We start from the raw sequence: 14,489 nt of genomic DNA on the forward strand, positions 1-14,489 counted from the left end.
CTCTCTTTTAGTCAGCTATGCATGAATGATTGAGCATTTCAGTCTGTGTAACTCACAACTATTATCAAAATACATGATAAATGATAAAAAATCGAAAAAAATAGAAAAAGAAGATTGATTTATTTCGATTTATCTGTTATAATGAAAGTACGATGTGGGAACACATCAGTGTATTGTCAATTTATAAATAGTATATGAGGTATAAAAATATGAATCAAAAAGTAGCACAAGCTCTTAACGAACAAGTTATTTTCGAATTTAACGCAGCATCCACATATTTAGCTCTTTCCTTAGCTATGGCTGATGCTAACTTCAAAGGTTTCTCCGCATGGTTACGTGCACAATACCAAGAAGAAGTAACTCACGCTTTCAAATTCATTGATTACTTACAAAGCAACAACGAAAAAGTAACACTAGGTGATGTAAAAAACACAGCATCTACATTGACTAATCCTTTAGAAGTAGCAAAAGCTGTATTAGCTCATGAACAAATGATTACTGGCAAAATCCACAACTTGTATGCATTAGCATTAGAAGAAAAAGATTATGCTACAGTATCTTTCTTGAACTGGTTCGTAGAAGAACAAGTAGAAGAAGAAGCGAATGCAACTGACCTAGTAGATCAATTCACATTTGCACAAGATAGCCGTTCTGCACAATTATTCTTGGACTCCAAATTAGGCAGCCGTCAATAATTGCTACACTCGCTCTTACAGTGAAGTGAGAACTTCATATCAAACCTATTACACATAAAAAAATACACACAAACATAACAAACACACATAATACAAAACCTAACACACAACACATATAACACATATAACTAAACAAAATAATGATATTTGTAAGAGTGATGTTGTTTGCTAGAATATACAATAGGTAGCCTTTCTAATAGAGGGGCTACTTATTTTTATTGTGCCATCGATGTGGGGCGTTATTCGTATATGAATAGGGTCCTACAATTTTTTTAAACAAAAAGTCAAAAAGTCAAAAAAAGCATTTGACAAAGGTCAAAAAGTCAGATATACTTTAACCATAGAAAAGAACAAAAAGTCAAAAAAGTGGTTGTCTCATTCATCATAAGAAGGAACTTAATTCTTTAAAAAAGTCTAGTTGTGATGATGGTACATCATGAATTAAAGAAATGAGGATATACTATGAGTATTTTAGCAGATAAAATTGAACAATTTATATTGACGAAATTGTTAGAGGAGCAGGAAGGTATTACGCTTAGGAGAAACGAACTAGCGGAGGCTTTGGATTGTGCACCATCACAAATTAGTTATGTGTTGAGTACACGTTTTTCTAATGATCGAGGGTTCCTTGTTCAGTCTAGACGTGGACTAGGTGGATCTATCACAATTACTAGAGTTATGGAACCGGTGAGAAAACAAGTCTTGATTCCTTTAGAACAATCTCCACAACGTAATGAAGATGAACCTGCAATTACAATTGGTCACATTGACCAAGTATTATTTCAACATATGAAAGAAGCGCGTATTACAAAACGTGAAGCAGCGATGTTGCATGAAGCATTTGTTAGAATTTTACAAGATGTACCAGTGGAACGTAGAAAAGAAGCAGCGGAGCGTTTTTATCAAGCCATTATGAACATCATAAATGAGGAGGTGTAGACTATGAAATGTGATTCTTGTGGTAAAGAAAATGCAAACATTCATATGACATCTATTGTGAATGGAGCAAAAGAGGAGCATCATTATTGCCAACAATGTGCGAATCAAAAAGAGCAGGGAGGTGGAACCATGTTTTCCTCTATGTTTGATGATAGCTTTTTTAATAATCAATTTTTTGCCAATGTTATGTATCCTCAAAGTGCATTGGGGAATAGCAAACAGATTACTTGCCCACAATGTGGCATGACTATATCGGCGTTTAATCATCAAGGTCGATTAGGTTGTGATAGATGCTACGAAGCGTTTCGAGCGCACTTAGTTCCCTTAATTAAGCGTATTCAAGGATCTATTTCTTATGAAGGTCGCATTCCTCAACGAGGAGCGGCAGATTTGAAAGTAGAGCAAACTATTAAGCAATTACGAAATGAGCTAATTCAGGCGGTAAAGGAAGAGCAATTTGAAAGAGCTGCACAAATTCGTGATGAAATTAAGTCGTTAGAACAGTCTAAAGAATCAAATTAAGGAGGGTCTATGTTACACACTATTTTAGATGAGGCGTTGTCGCCTTGGATGAAAGAAACCGGCTTAGATCATCGCATTGTTTTATCTAGTCGCATTCGACTAGCAAGAAACTTTAAAGGAGTATCCTTTACAAATCGGGGAGATCTCAATGATTTAACTAAGGTTGATGGGTATATGCGGTCTATGATTAACCCTTTACAAACATCCTATGGTAAAAGCTTTTCAAAAATTAACTTGGCATCATTAAGCCCTATGGAACGAGATGTGCTAGTAGAAAAACACTTAATTTCTCCTAATTTGGCGACCCAGAGTCAAGAAAGAAGTGTCATCATTTCTGAAGATTCTCGTATTGCCATTATGGTGAATGAAGAAGATCATTTGCGGATTCAGTCCATGGAATTAGGATTACAATTAGAAAAAGCCTATGAACGAGCGGTAGCTATTGATGATGTGATAGAAAGTAAATACGATTATGCGTTTTCAAAAGACTTTGGATACTTAACTGCCTGTCCTACCAATGTAGGAACGGGGATGAGAGCATCTGTGATGGTTCATGTTCCAGCGTTATCAATGACGGGCAAATTACAGCGTATTATTCGTAGTATTATCCGCATGGGCTATTCTGTACGAGGTCTCTATGGTGAAGGATCTGAGGGATTAGGCCATGTATATCAAATCTCTAATCAGCAAACGATGGGAATCAGTGAACAGGCAACGATTGACCAACTTTCACAGATTGTACAAGGTGTTGTAAAAGAGGAAGAAAAAGCACGGTCTGAATTATGGACTACAGATAAAGAAGGCATAGAAGATAAGGTGTGGAGGTCCTATGGAATTTTGACCCATGCACGCCGTATTTCAGGAGAAGAAGCCTTGGCCTTATTGAGTGATGTGCAGTTAGGCATAGATATGAAATTAATAGATGTGACCATGAACTTTCACGAAATGCTAGTCATTACAAGACCAAATTTTCTGGCCAAATTAGTGGGGAAAGAGTCGATGGGCTCGCAAGAGCGTGATAGTCAAAGGGCACAAGTAATACAAGATACCTTGTTACGAGGTTCAAAAGGAGGAAGAAAATGATAGAAAGATATACAGAAGGGGCAAAACGTGCGTTAGCAATTGCCCAAGAAAAAGCAGTTGAATATAAACATAATTATGTAGGAACAGAGCATTTGTTGTTAGGCCTTGTGGAAGAAGAAAAATCAGTGTCTGCACGTGCGTTGCTAGCCTTAGGAGTAGAAGGAAAGGCGTTGGAACAAGAAGTGATTCGTGCAGTTGGTAAAGGTACGCATAGTGGAGGCCAATTACAAATGACACCGCGTACGAAACATGTATTGGATTTAGCGCAACAAGCCGCCAATGGTCGTGGACATAACTACATCGGTACAGAGCATATTTTATTAGGCGTATTGTACGATGGTGGTGGGGTAGCCATGCAATTATTGGCAGCAAAAGGAATTCGTCCAGAAGATGTAGTAGAAAAAGTAAATGCTATTGTAGGTGGAGAAGAACCAAGTTCTAATCCAACACAAGGTACAGCTAGTGATTTAGGCGAAATTTCTGACTATGCTATAGATCTTAATGAAAGTGCAAAACAAGGCAAAATTGATCCTGTCATTGGTCGTGATACAGAAATTCAACGGGTGATTCAGATTTTAAGCCGCCGCACGAAAAATAATCCAGTTCTTATCGGAGAACCTGGGGTAGGTAAAACAGCCATTGCAGAGGGGTTAGCACAACGCATTGTCAGTGGTGATGTGCCGGATGTATTACGAGATAAGCGCATTATTTCTGTCAGCTTGAGTTCCATGTTAGCAGGAGCTAAATATCGCGGAGAATTTGAAGAACGTTTGAAAAAAGTGATGGATGAAGTGCAGGATCATGATGACATGATTGTATTTATTGACGAAATTCATACTTTGATTGGAGCAGGTGCTACAGAAGGAGCCATGGATGCAGCGAATATCTTGAAGCCAGCCTTAGCACGTGGCAATTTCCAAGTGATTGGAGCTACTACATTAGATGAATATAAAAAGCATATTGAAAAAGATGCTGCTTTAGAACGTCGTTTCCAACCAGTACAAGTGGGGGAACCAAGTGAAGAAGATGCGTTATCTATTTTGAAGGGCTTACGTGATCGCTACGAAGCATTCCATAAGGTACAAATTACAGATGAAGCCTTGGCAGCAGCTGTACATTTATCAAGTCGTTATATTGCAGATCGATTCTTGCCAGATAAAGCAATCGATGTCATGGATGAAGCAGCATCGAAAGTGCGTATGGCTGTGTTTACGGCAACTCCAGATGTGAAAGCATTAGAAGATGAGTTAGTGCAAGTACAAAAAGAAAAAGAGGCAGCTGTGACAGCCCAAGACTTTGAGCGAGCAGCTACACTTCGTGATAAAGAAAAAGAATTAGAATCTGACATTGCATCAAAACAAGAAGATAGCAAAAAAGATAGCGAATCCAAGCTAGTAGTGACAGAGTCTGAAATAGCCGCTGTTGTTTCTGAATGGAGTGGTATCCCTGTATCACGAGTGGCAGAAGAAGAATCGGAACGCCTATTGCGCTTGGAAGAAGAATTGCATCAACGTGTCATCGGTCAAGACGAAGCTGTCGTAGCTGTATCGAAAGCGGTACGCCGTGCAAGAGCTGGATTAAAAGATCCAAAACGTCCAATTGGTTCCTTCCTATTCTTAGGCCCTACTGGCGTTGGTAAAACAGAATTAGCTAGATCCTTAGCATCCAATTTATTTAGCGATGAAAATGCTATGATTCGTATCGACATGTCGGAGTATATGGAAAAACATGCGGTGAGCCGTTTAGTGGGAGCGCCTCCAGGCTATGTAGGATATGATGAAGGAGGTCAATTAACTGAGGCTGTTCGTCGTCGCCCATATAGTGTGGTTCTCTTTGATGAAGTGGAAAAAGCACATCCAGACTTCTTTAATATCTTATTACAAGTCTTGGATGATGGACGTTTGACAGATAATCAAGGTCGTACAGTTGATTTTAGAAATACAGTGATTATTATGACAAGTAATTTAGGAGCGAAGTATCTCAAAGAAGATACGGCAGCTATGGGATTCTTAGCGGCTAAAGGAGAAGAAGAAAGTGGAAAAGATAAAGAGTCTATGAAAAAGGATGTACTCCAAGCTGTAAAATCTCATTTCCGTCCAGAGTTTTTAAATCGTATTGATGAAATGATTGTCTTCCATGCTCTAGAAACAGAACAATTGCAAAGTATTGTACGTATTTTATTGAAATCTGTGACAACACGATTACATGAACAAGGTATGGAATTAGAAGTATCTGATGAAGCTATGAATAAAATCGTAGCAGAAGGAACTGACTTTGCTATGGGGGCAAGACCTTTGAAACGAGCTATCCAACGGTTAGTAGAAGATCCAATTTCTGATGCTATCTTAGAAGGTAAAGCAGGAGAAGGTAAAACAATTCATGTAGTAGTAGAAAATGATGATATTGCGATTACTGTAAAGTAAAATAATAAACGAGCTATACTTAGTTGTTATGAAGGCAACTGGGTATAGCTCTTTTATAATGACTTATATTTATTTTACAGAACTCTGTTTTTCTTATACACTATAGGATAGGTATGTTCTTAATTTAAGTATGAGGTATAGAAATGAAAGAGATTATATTAGTTACATCTTTTGGATCTACGGTAGACAGCGCAAGAGAAAATCAAATTTTCCCAGTCGTAGATGCCATTCGCAAAGCGAATCCGAGTCATGAAGTACGGTTAGCGTTTACATCACGTATTGTCATTAAGCGTTTGAAAGATAGAAATATTGTATTCCAAAATGAAATTGAGGCTATGGAATCGATTGCGGCAGAAGGCTATGAACGCATCATTGTGCAGCCTACACATTTAGTAGGTGGTGCAGAGTTCGATAAGCTTCGTAAAAATATTATGGCTTTCAAAGGACAAGGCTCTGTACAAGAAATTGTATTTGGCAGACCGCTTTTGTATTTCATGGGACAAGAGGAGGAAGTACCAGACGATTACCAAATCTTGATTGATCGCTTTATTAAGGCTTTACAGGTTCCTGTAACAGAAGATTTACTCTTAGTAGGTCATGGTGGATTTAATGTAGGGAATGCATCCTATGCAGTGCTACAATTGAAATTACAACATGACGGTTTACGAAATACATCCATTGCTACATTGGAAAATTTCCCAACACCTGAAGATATTTTAGAACGATGGGAACGAGAAGGTCACGAACCTAAGAAAGTACATTTACATCCTCTATTATTAGTTTGTGGTGACCATGCATTGAATGATTTATTCGGAGAGGAAGAAGATAGTTTACTTTCTGAATTAACAAAAGCAGGATATGAAGTGGTACAATACGAAAAAGGTCTTGGTGAATATGCGGAAATTCAAGACATCTATGTAGAACATTTAGCAGATGCTATGCGAGGTTTATACCAAAGACGATTATAAAATTATAAATCATGCATGTCGGTGGTTGTGCGACTTAATAAGAGAAATACTTGGTGGTGTCGTGTACATTCATAGCGAGTCATGATATACTAAAAAGGTTATAGTAGTTTGGAATGAGAGATCCTTACTAGTTCAATGTTAATATATAAAAGAGGTGTCCTGATGAAAGGTAAATTATATGGTATTGGTGTAGGTCCTGGGGACTCTGAGTTGATGACTGTAAAAGCTGCTCGCATTGTTGGAGAAGCTGATGTCATCATTACACCGAAAACAGAAAAAAAAGATGGCTCTGTAGCCTTACATATTGCAGAACCATATATTCAAGAACATACAGAAATCGTACCTGTTGTATTCCCAATGGTATTGGATGATAATGAACAATCTAAAGGTTGGGAAGAAGCACGTAAAATCATTACTGGATTACTCGAAGAAGGTAAAAAAGTTGTATTCTTAACATTGGGAGATCCAATGTTTTACAGTACATATATGTATGTATATCGCTTAGTAGAATCTGCTGGTTTTGATATTGAAACTATTCCAGGTGTTACTGCATTCTGTGCAATCGGATCTCACTTGGGGTACCCAATTGTAGAAAAAGAAGAAGTATTAGCGATTATTCCAGCTACAGCACCAAAAGAAAAAATTGATGCTGTACTTGCCGTAGCTGATGATGCAGTCATTATGAAAGTGTATCGAAACTTCTCTGAAGTGCAAGAAACACTTCGCAAACATGATATGGCTGAAGAAGCTGTGATGATTTCTCGTGTTGGATTACCAGAGGAAGAAGTCTATCGTAATGTAGATGCTTTGCCATCTGATACAAAATTAAACTATTTATCTACAATTTTGGCGAAACGTAAAGATCGCTAAGAGGTATTTTATGAACACTGTACAACGACCAAGAATTGTTATAGCAGGCACCAACTCTGGTGTTGGAAAAACAACCATTGTAGCAGGGCTATTGGCGGCTTTGACAGAGCAGGGCAAAGCGGTACAGGCATTTAAAGTAGGCCCGGATTATATTGATCCGGGCTTTCATAAAATTGCTAGTCAACGAGAATGCTATAATTTAGATACCTGGCTTGTGCCACCACATAAGTTGATTCCCTTTTTTGTGGGGCAAGCGGAGACTGCTGATATTTCTATTATAGAAGGTGTAATGGGTCTTTATGATGGGGGACGTGAAGGCGTTAGTTCCACGGCGCAAGTTGCCAAAGATTTAAAAGCTCCGGTGGTGTTAGTTATCGATTGTAAGGCTATGGGAGAAAGTGCGGCAGCCATTGCTAAAGGCTTTCGTGATTATGACCCAGAGGTACAATTTGGTGGGGTTATCTTAAACCGATTAGGATCGGATAATCATGAACATATGATACGGACGGCGATGAAGAAATTAGGGGTTCCTGTACTAGGTGCCATTCGTCGTGATGAGCGCATGCAATCACCAGAACGTCATTTAGGATTGACACCAGTGACAGAAGTTGATCCTACAGAGGCTATTGCTACCATTCGTGAAGCTGTGAAAGTCATGGTGAATTTAGAAGCCTTAGTAGAGTTAGCTCAAAGTGCGGCGGACTTGTCTGTGGAAACTGAGGAGGTAGTAGAGGCTATAGAAAAACGCGCGCGCATTGGCATCGCCTTGGATGAAGCATTCTCCTTCTACTATCCAGCTAGCCTAGCAGCGTTAGAAGCAGAAGGGGCGGAGTTGCATTATTTTAGTCCTTTACAAGATGAATCCTTGCCAGATGTAGATGGGATCTTTTTTGGTGGTGGTTTTCCAGAGATGTTTTTATCTCAATTAGGGAATAATGAATCTATGAAAGATAGTATACGTAAGGCCAGTGAAAAAGGTATGCCAATCTATGCGGAATGCGGCGGTCTCATGTATATGACAGAAGCAGTGACTGATTTCGAAGGAAATACGTATCCTATGGTGGGGATTGTACCAGCTACCTGTGAAATGCAGCAAAGCTTACAACGTGTAGGTTATGTAAGTGCTACTATGTTGGAGCCAAGTATTTTAGGGTCTGTGAAAGATACTTTACAGGGACATGAGTTTCATTTTTCTACTATGACACCTACACAAAGTCCATTTCCTTGGGCCTTTGAGTTAGTAGGAGGGCGTAAGCCTAAGGCCTATCAAGGGGGATACTCCTATAAAAATATTTTAGCCTCTTATTTGCATATAAATTTTTCAGGTAGTGAGGCAGCGGCTAGAGCTTTTGTAGATTCTTGTGAGACTTATGGACAAGGTAAATCTTGAGGGATACTATAAGAAATATAAATGCAAGAATAATTTGCGTTTTAAGTATAATAGAGGGGTAGAAAAAGATTGACAATTTTTCTGCTCCTGTGTATACTAATATCATTGACGAGCCGGAGTGGCGGAATGGCAGACGCACTTGACTCAAAATCAAGCGGGTAACACCGTGTGGGTTCAAGTCCCACCTCCGGCACCAAGGATTAGCAGATACTGTGTAAACAGTATCTGCTTTTTTATTTTTAATATATATTACTAGAAAGTTGGAGATATTTCTAGCTGTATATTGGACAGTAGTTTTTAATGTAAATATATAGCGTCAGTACATAATGTTACTATATATGATTAAAAGTGCTGATATATAAAGTATTATGAGTATTTTATATGACTTTTATAGTGGGAAATAATTGACGAATAGTGAAAAAATATATATTATAAATACAAATCAGGATGATAATCAATAGCAAAATATCAACTTTTGTTATACTTTGTAAAGAACGCCCATATTTTTGCGAAATGAAATAGTAAGAGAAAGGAGGAGCCCTAGGCCGGGCGAATATGAAAGATGGTCTATAAGAACGTATAGAATTAATAGAAACACCAGTAAGGGGGATACCTATGAATGAATACGATTATACATTAGACAAAACAGGTTTTTATAAGATCCTTTTTAGTACGTCGTTGACAGTAGCCAAAGAACAACTGCAAACGGCTTTAACACCGAAAAAGTTAGCAGGTGCGGTGGAGTATATGTGCATGCTTTGTACCTGTATGAATATGGCCATCAATCAAAATCAATTGGAGAGTGCTAAGTTTAATGATGGAATTGTAGAAGAGTATGTCAGTTTGGTGGATGTAATTATTCGCAATGAAGGAAGTATTAATTATGTGCAGGCTGTAAAGATCGACGAGTTATATATGAAGTCTGCTGATTTAGTTCGTTCTTTATTAGAAGGAGTAGCCTTGACAGAACAACTACGGGAGCTACAACGATCCTATCGGTATTGGAATATGAAACAAAGGATGCAAAGTACGTATAAAACTTTGCTGCATTAGTCATAATAAGTATAGAATGCTAGGAAGTCTTCGTTGCGGGAGACTTCCTAGTATTTGTTTTGTGAGTATTCCATGAAGATGTTTTAAAAAGCGCAGTTCTTTTTGACTATTAAGTGCTAGTAGGCTATAATAATCTAGATACATAGTATTTAATTGAAATACTTTCCATATTTAAGGAGTTGAGATATTTGTTAGGTTTTATACAAAAGCTATTGGGCAATAAAAATGCAAAAGAAATTAAACGGATTCGGTCCATTGTTGAAGAAATTAATGGACTGGAACCGTCTTTGTTATCCTTAAGCGATACTTCTTTGCGAGCTAAAACAGAAGAATTCAAAGAAAGGTTGGCTAAAGGTGAAACATTAGATGATATTTTGCCAGAAGCATTTGCTGTAGTTCGTGAAGCATCTAAACGTGTATTGGGCATGCGTCACTTCGATGTGCAAATGATTGGTGGTATTGTATTACATCGTGGTAATATTGCAGAAATGCGTACAGGTGAAGGTAAAACTTTGGTAGCTACCTTACCAGTATATTTAAACGCTCTATCTGGTAAAGGTGTTCACGTAGTAACCGTTAATGATTATTTGGCTAAGCGTGACAGTGAGTGGATGGGACGTTTATATAATTTCCTAGGTTTATCTACTGGCTTAATCGTAGCTGGTTTAGATTACGATCAACGGAAACAATCCTATGGAGCAGATATCACGTATGGTACAAACAATGAGTTTGGTTTTGACTATTTACGTGACAACATGGTTATCCATGCAGATCAAATGGTACAACGCCCATTGAACTATGCTATTGTCGATGAAGTGGACTCTATCTTAATTGATGAAGCTCGTACGCCACTCATTATTTCTGGTCCAGGGGAACGCTCTACAGAACGCTATTATGAATTAGCGAAAATAGTGCCACACTTGGTGAAAGATGAAGATTACACTATTGATGAAAAACAAAAAACGATTGCCCCTACAGATGAAGGGATTGCAAAAGTTGAAAAAATGTTACACATCGAAAACTTATATGATTCCTCTAACTTAGAATTGAATCATTTGTTAAGTGCTTCTCTTCGTGCCTATGCTATGATGGAGCGAGATAAAGATTATGTCGTGAAAGATGGCGAGGTTGTTATTGTTGATGAATTTACTGGTCGTTTGATGTTCGGTCGTCGCTATTCCGATGGCTTACACCAAGCCATTGAGGCAAAAGAAGGCTTACGTGTAGAACGTGAAAGTCAAACATTAGCCTCTATTACTTTCCAGAACTATTTCCGTATGTATGAAAAATTGTCTGGTATGACTGGTACAGCGAAAACAGAAGAACAAGAATTTAATAACATTTACGGTTTGGAAGTTTACGAAATTCCGCCGAATAAAGTGTTGGCGCGTATTGATATGCCTGATTTAATCTTTAAAACAAAAGAGGCTAAATATCGTGCTGTAGTTCGTGATGTAGTGGAACGTCATAAAACAGGTCAACCAATCTTGGTGGGTACTACTTCCATTACGCAATCTGAAATGCTTAGTGATATGTTGACGAAAGCTGGCGTACCACATAATGTATTGAATGCGAAACATCATGAAAAAGAAGCGGAAATTGTTGCTAATGCAGGTCAGTATGGTATGGTAACAATTGCTACCAATATGGCGGGTCGTGGTACCGATATTTCCTTAGGAGAAGGAGTAGCTGAACTAGGTGGCTTACATATTTTGGGCACTGAGCGACATGAAAGTCGTCGTATCGACAATCAGTTGCGCGGTCGTTCTGGTCGTCAAGGGGACAATGGTTCCTCTCAATTCTTCTTATCTTTGGAAGATGATTTAATGCGTATTTTTGGCGCAGATAATATTGCTGGTATGATGGATAAATTAGGTATGGAAGAAGATGAGCCAATTGAGCATTCTTTGATTACTAAATCCATCGAACGAGCACAGAAAAAAGTAGAAAATCATAACTTTAATATTCGTAAGTATATCTTGGAATATGATGATGTTATGAATCAACAACGGGAAGTATTATACGGACAACGTCGTTTGATCTTAAATAACCAATCCTTGCGTGAAACGATTTTACATATGGTAGATAACTTAATTATTAACTCTATGAATCAATATGCAGATGAAAAATTATATCCAGAAGAATGGAACTATGAAGGTTTATTAAAGCATTTAGAGATCTATTTCTTGGAACCAGGTATGTTGACAGTGGAACAAATGGAAGAGTATGGTCGTGCAGAATTACAGGACCACTTAATTGACATTGCCCACAAAGAATATGAAAAACGTGAATCCTTATTTGGAGAAGCAAATATGCGTGAGCTTGAGAAAGCAATCATGCTAAAAGTTGTGGATAGCAAATGGATGGAACATTTGGATGCTATGGATATGTTAAAAGAAGGGATTGGCCTACGCGCTTATGGACAAAAAAATCCATTAGTAGAATATAAATTTGAGGCTTATGACATGTTCGAAAATATGAAACAAGCTATTACGGATGAAACAATTATGTATTTATACCGTATCCAAATTAATGTGGACACAATAGCAGAAGAAGAACCGGTTGATCATCTAGCTGATGCTAAGACCCACCATGAAGACGTGTTGGAACCACAAAACGTAGATTAGACTTTCATGGCCACGCAGCGAGGTGAGATATCCCCTGTGCGGCCATTTGTTTTATAGAATGAAAGAAAGAGGTGAATAAATTGTTAGAAGACTTAAAAGGTCCTATTGACAATTTAGAGGAGCGTATTTTTGGAATGAGGGATTCACTTTAACATCGCTCAAAAAGAAGAACGCATATTAACATTAGATATAAAAATGAGTGATCCTGATTTTTGGAATGATCCAGATTCGGCTCGTGATATTTCCCAAGAAGCTACGCAATTAAAAGATGCTGTAGAGGGATATAAAAAGCTCGTTACAGACATTGAAGAAGCAAAGCTCATGTTAGAAATGGCCATTGATGAAGAAGATGTATCTATGGAAGGTGAGCTGACTACTATGGTAGAGCAGTTGACCCATGAAGTAGAACATCGTGAAGTATTGCTTTTACTAAGTGGTGAATACGATAAGAACAATGCCATCCTTACATTCCATGCTGGTGCCGGTGGTACGGAGGCACAAGATTGGTGTTCTATGTTGATTCGTATGTACTTGCGATGGGCAGAAAAACAAGGGTATAGTATTTCTCTTATGGATGAACAAGTAGGAGATGAAGCGGGCATTAAAAGTGCCACATTCCTCATCAAAGGGGAAAATGCTTTTGGGTATATGAAATCTGAAAAAGGGGTCCATCGTTTAGTTCGTATTTCTCCTTTTGATTCTGCTGCACGTCGCCACACATCATTCTGTGCTGTCGACGTGATGCCGGAAATTGATGAAACTGTAGAAATTAATTTGGATATGAAAGATGTACAGGTAGATACGTACCGTGCTAGCGGTGCAGGTGGACAGCACATCAACAAAACAGACTCTGCAGTACGTATGACACATATTCCGACAGGGATTGTCGTACAGTGTCAAAGTGAACGCTCACAAATTCAAAATAGAGAGCAATGTTTAAAATTATTGCGAGCTAAATTATTTGAATTAGAGTTAGAAAAACAAGCTGAATTAAAAGAACAATTAGGCGGCACGTATCAAGCTATTGAATGGGGAAGTCAAATTCGTTCGTATGTGTTCCATCCTTATAATATGGTAAAAGATCATCGTACCAGTGTGGAAACTGGTAATGTACAGGCGGTTATGGATGGTAACCTAGATCAATTTATGGAAGGTTTCTTGAAGAAAGAAGCGAATTTATCAATATAATGGAGTGACCGTGAGAAATTTCTTTTTAAAAACAATAGTGTTTATCTTAGTAGTAGTCGGTATTATCCTAGGGCTTTCTTCCTTAGTATTACCATCTTTCGTAAGTAGTCAGGTGGAATCTAGACTGCAAGGGGCTTTACATCCAGAAGCGCAATCTATGCGCATTGAATCATCGCCAGGAATTAAGTTAACCTTAGGAGACATTGATTCATTTCGCGGCTATTTGGATGGTGTTATGCTAGGTAAATTGAAAGTCCAACGACTAGCTTTTGATTTACGACAAATTAAAGTGGAGCCAGTAGAGCTGTTTTTAGAGGAACGATTGCACTTCACTAGTTTGGGGCAAGGTCATATTGAGGGAATCATACATCAAGATGATTTGAAACAATATATTGAACAGCAGTTATCTGAAAAAGGTACAAAAGGTTTGACCATTGAAACAGTAGATATATCTGACCGAGGTGTTGTTATGAGTGGTCAGATTGATGTAGGTGGATTTCTATCCGGCAAGGTAACTATACAAGGTCATTTGGAGATTGAAGGTAATACACTACAATTTTCTACTGAAAAGTTATCCATTGGTGGTGCTAGTTTGAATCGCTTGTCTAGCGGAGCTGTGAAAGCGATACCTCTTTATAATTTTGAAAACTTCCCAATTCCTGTTCATTTGGATCGTGTAGAAACGGGGCGTGAAGAGATTCACGTATTTGTTCATCCAGTAACACAGTAGG

Annotated in this window: 12 protein-coding genes and 1 tRNA gene; all 13 read left to right on the forward strand. The window is 38.1% G+C overall.

Features of this window, described 5'->3' with window-relative positions; genetic code table 11:
- The first annotated feature begins 209 nt into the window (after window positions 1-209).
- The 13 genes from EO114_RS02380 (at window position 210) to EO114_RS02440 (ending at window position 14,488) form a co-directional block, all read left to right on the forward strand.
- Window positions 210-695 carry a ferritin gene (locus tag EO114_RS02380; protein ID WP_009372173.1) on the forward strand — a complete coding sequence of 162 codons (486 nt, stop codon included), beginning with the start codon at window positions 210-212 and terminating at the stop codon, window positions 693-695.
- 462 nt (window positions 696-1,157) lie between these two features.
- Complete coding sequence (locus EO114_RS02385) at window positions 1,158-1,634, forward strand: CtsR family transcriptional regulator (protein ID WP_127010920.1); 477 nt, start codon at window positions 1,158-1,160, stop codon at window positions 1,632-1,634.
- Between the two features lie 3 nt (window positions 1,635-1,637).
- Window positions 1,638-2,156 (forward strand): UvrB/UvrC motif-containing protein, encoded by a 519-nt coding sequence (locus tag EO114_RS02390; protein ID WP_009372205.1) that lies wholly within the window; start codon window positions 1,638-1,640, stop codon window positions 2,154-2,156.
- Window positions 2,157-2,165: 9 nt separating this feature from the next.
- On the forward strand, window positions 2,166-3,239 hold the full coding sequence (locus tag EO114_RS02395; protein WP_127061309.1) for a protein arginine kinase: 1,074 nt from the start codon (window positions 2,166-2,168) through the stop codon (window positions 3,237-3,239).
- Window positions 3,236-5,662, forward strand: a complete 2,427-nt coding sequence (locus EO114_RS02400) for an ATP-dependent Clp protease ATP-binding subunit (RefSeq protein ID WP_127061312.1) — start codon at window positions 3,236-3,238, stop codon at window positions 5,660-5,662. Before EO114_RS02395 ends, EO114_RS02400 begins: the two co-directional genes overlap by 4 nt.
- 143 nt (window positions 5,663-5,805) lie before the next feature.
- The gene (locus EO114_RS02405) at window positions 5,806-6,630 is read left to right on the forward strand and encodes a sirohydrochlorin cobaltochelatase (RefSeq protein ID WP_127061314.1); all 825 of its coding nucleotides are present in this window, start codon (window positions 5,806-5,808) and stop codon (window positions 6,628-6,630) included.
- A gap of 162 nt (window positions 6,631-6,792) precedes the next feature.
- Window positions 6,793-7,500 (forward strand): precorrin-2 C(20)-methyltransferase, encoded by a 708-nt coding sequence (gene cobI / locus EO114_RS02410; RefSeq protein WP_127061316.1) that lies wholly within the window; start codon window positions 6,793-6,795, stop codon window positions 7,498-7,500.
- A 10-nt stretch (window positions 7,501-7,510) separates the two neighbouring features.
- On the forward strand, window positions 7,511-8,890 hold the full coding sequence (locus tag EO114_RS02415; RefSeq protein ID WP_009372152.1) for a cobyrinate a,c-diamide synthase: 1,380 nt from the start codon (window positions 7,511-7,513) through the stop codon (window positions 8,888-8,890).
- A 112-nt stretch (window positions 8,891-9,002) separates the two neighbouring features.
- Window positions 9,003-9,086: transfer RNA gene (locus tag EO114_RS02420), tRNA-Leu, on the forward strand.
- A 419-nt stretch (window positions 9,087-9,505) separates the two neighbouring features.
- Complete coding sequence (locus EO114_RS02425; RefSeq protein ID WP_009372147.1) at window positions 9,506-9,943, forward strand: hypothetical protein; 438 nt, start codon at window positions 9,506-9,508, stop codon at window positions 9,941-9,943.
- 188 nt (window positions 9,944-10,131) lie between these two features.
- Complete coding sequence (gene secA / locus EO114_RS02430; RefSeq protein ID WP_127061318.1) at window positions 10,132-12,570, forward strand: preprotein translocase subunit SecA; 2,439 nt, start codon at window positions 10,132-10,134, stop codon at window positions 12,568-12,570.
- 80 nt (window positions 12,571-12,650) lie between these two features.
- A protein-coding gene (gene prfB / locus EO114_RS02435; RefSeq protein WP_240629050.1) for a peptide chain release factor 2 occupies window positions 12,651-13,758 on the forward strand; the annotation gives its coding sequence in 2 pieces (ribosomal slippage) (window positions 12,651-12,707 and window positions 12,709-13,758; 1,107 coding nt in all).
- A gap of 10 nt (window positions 13,759-13,768) precedes the next feature.
- A complete protein-coding gene (locus EO114_RS02440) occupies window positions 13,769-14,488 on the forward strand; it encodes a DUF2993 domain-containing protein (protein ID WP_206168659.1) in 720 nt (239 codons plus the stop codon).
- The last annotated feature ends 1 nt before the right edge of the window (window position 14,489 follow it).

The sequence above is a fragment of the Veillonella sp. 3627 genome, assembly GCF_003992195.1.
Classification (GTDB): domain Bacteria; phylum Bacillota; class Negativicutes; order Veillonellales; family Veillonellaceae; genus F0422.

What these genes read in the sequence shown, in the direction of transcription:
- EO114_RS02380 (WP_009372173.1), top strand. Translation starts at nt 210, where the DNA reads ATGAATCAAAAAGTAGCACAAGCTCTTAACGAACAAGTTATTTTCGAA.
- EO114_RS02385 (WP_127010920.1), top strand. Translation starts at nt 1,158, where the DNA reads ATGAGTATTTTAGCAGATAAAATTGAACAATTTATATTGACGAAATTG.
- EO114_RS02390 (WP_009372205.1), top strand. Translation starts at nt 1,638, where the DNA reads ATGAAATGTGATTCTTGTGGTAAAGAAAATGCAAACATTCATATGACA.
- EO114_RS02395 (WP_127061309.1), top strand. Translation starts at nt 2,166, where the DNA reads ATGTTACACACTATTTTAGATGAGGCGTTGTCGCCTTGGATGAAAGAA.
- EO114_RS02400 (WP_127061312.1), top strand. Translation starts at nt 3,236, where the DNA reads ATGATAGAAAGATATACAGAAGGGGCAAAACGTGCGTTAGCAATTGCC.
- EO114_RS02405 (WP_127061314.1), top strand. Translation starts at nt 5,806, where the DNA reads ATGAAAGAGATTATATTAGTTACATCTTTTGGATCTACGGTAGACAGC.
- cobI (WP_127061316.1), top strand. Translation starts at nt 6,793, where the DNA reads ATGAAAGGTAAATTATATGGTATTGGTGTAGGTCCTGGGGACTCTGAG.
- EO114_RS02415 (WP_009372152.1), top strand. Translation starts at nt 7,511, where the DNA reads ATGAACACTGTACAACGACCAAGAATTGTTATAGCAGGCACCAACTCT.
- EO114_RS02425 (WP_009372147.1), top strand. Translation starts at nt 9,506, where the DNA reads ATGAATGAATACGATTATACATTAGACAAAACAGGTTTTTATAAGATC.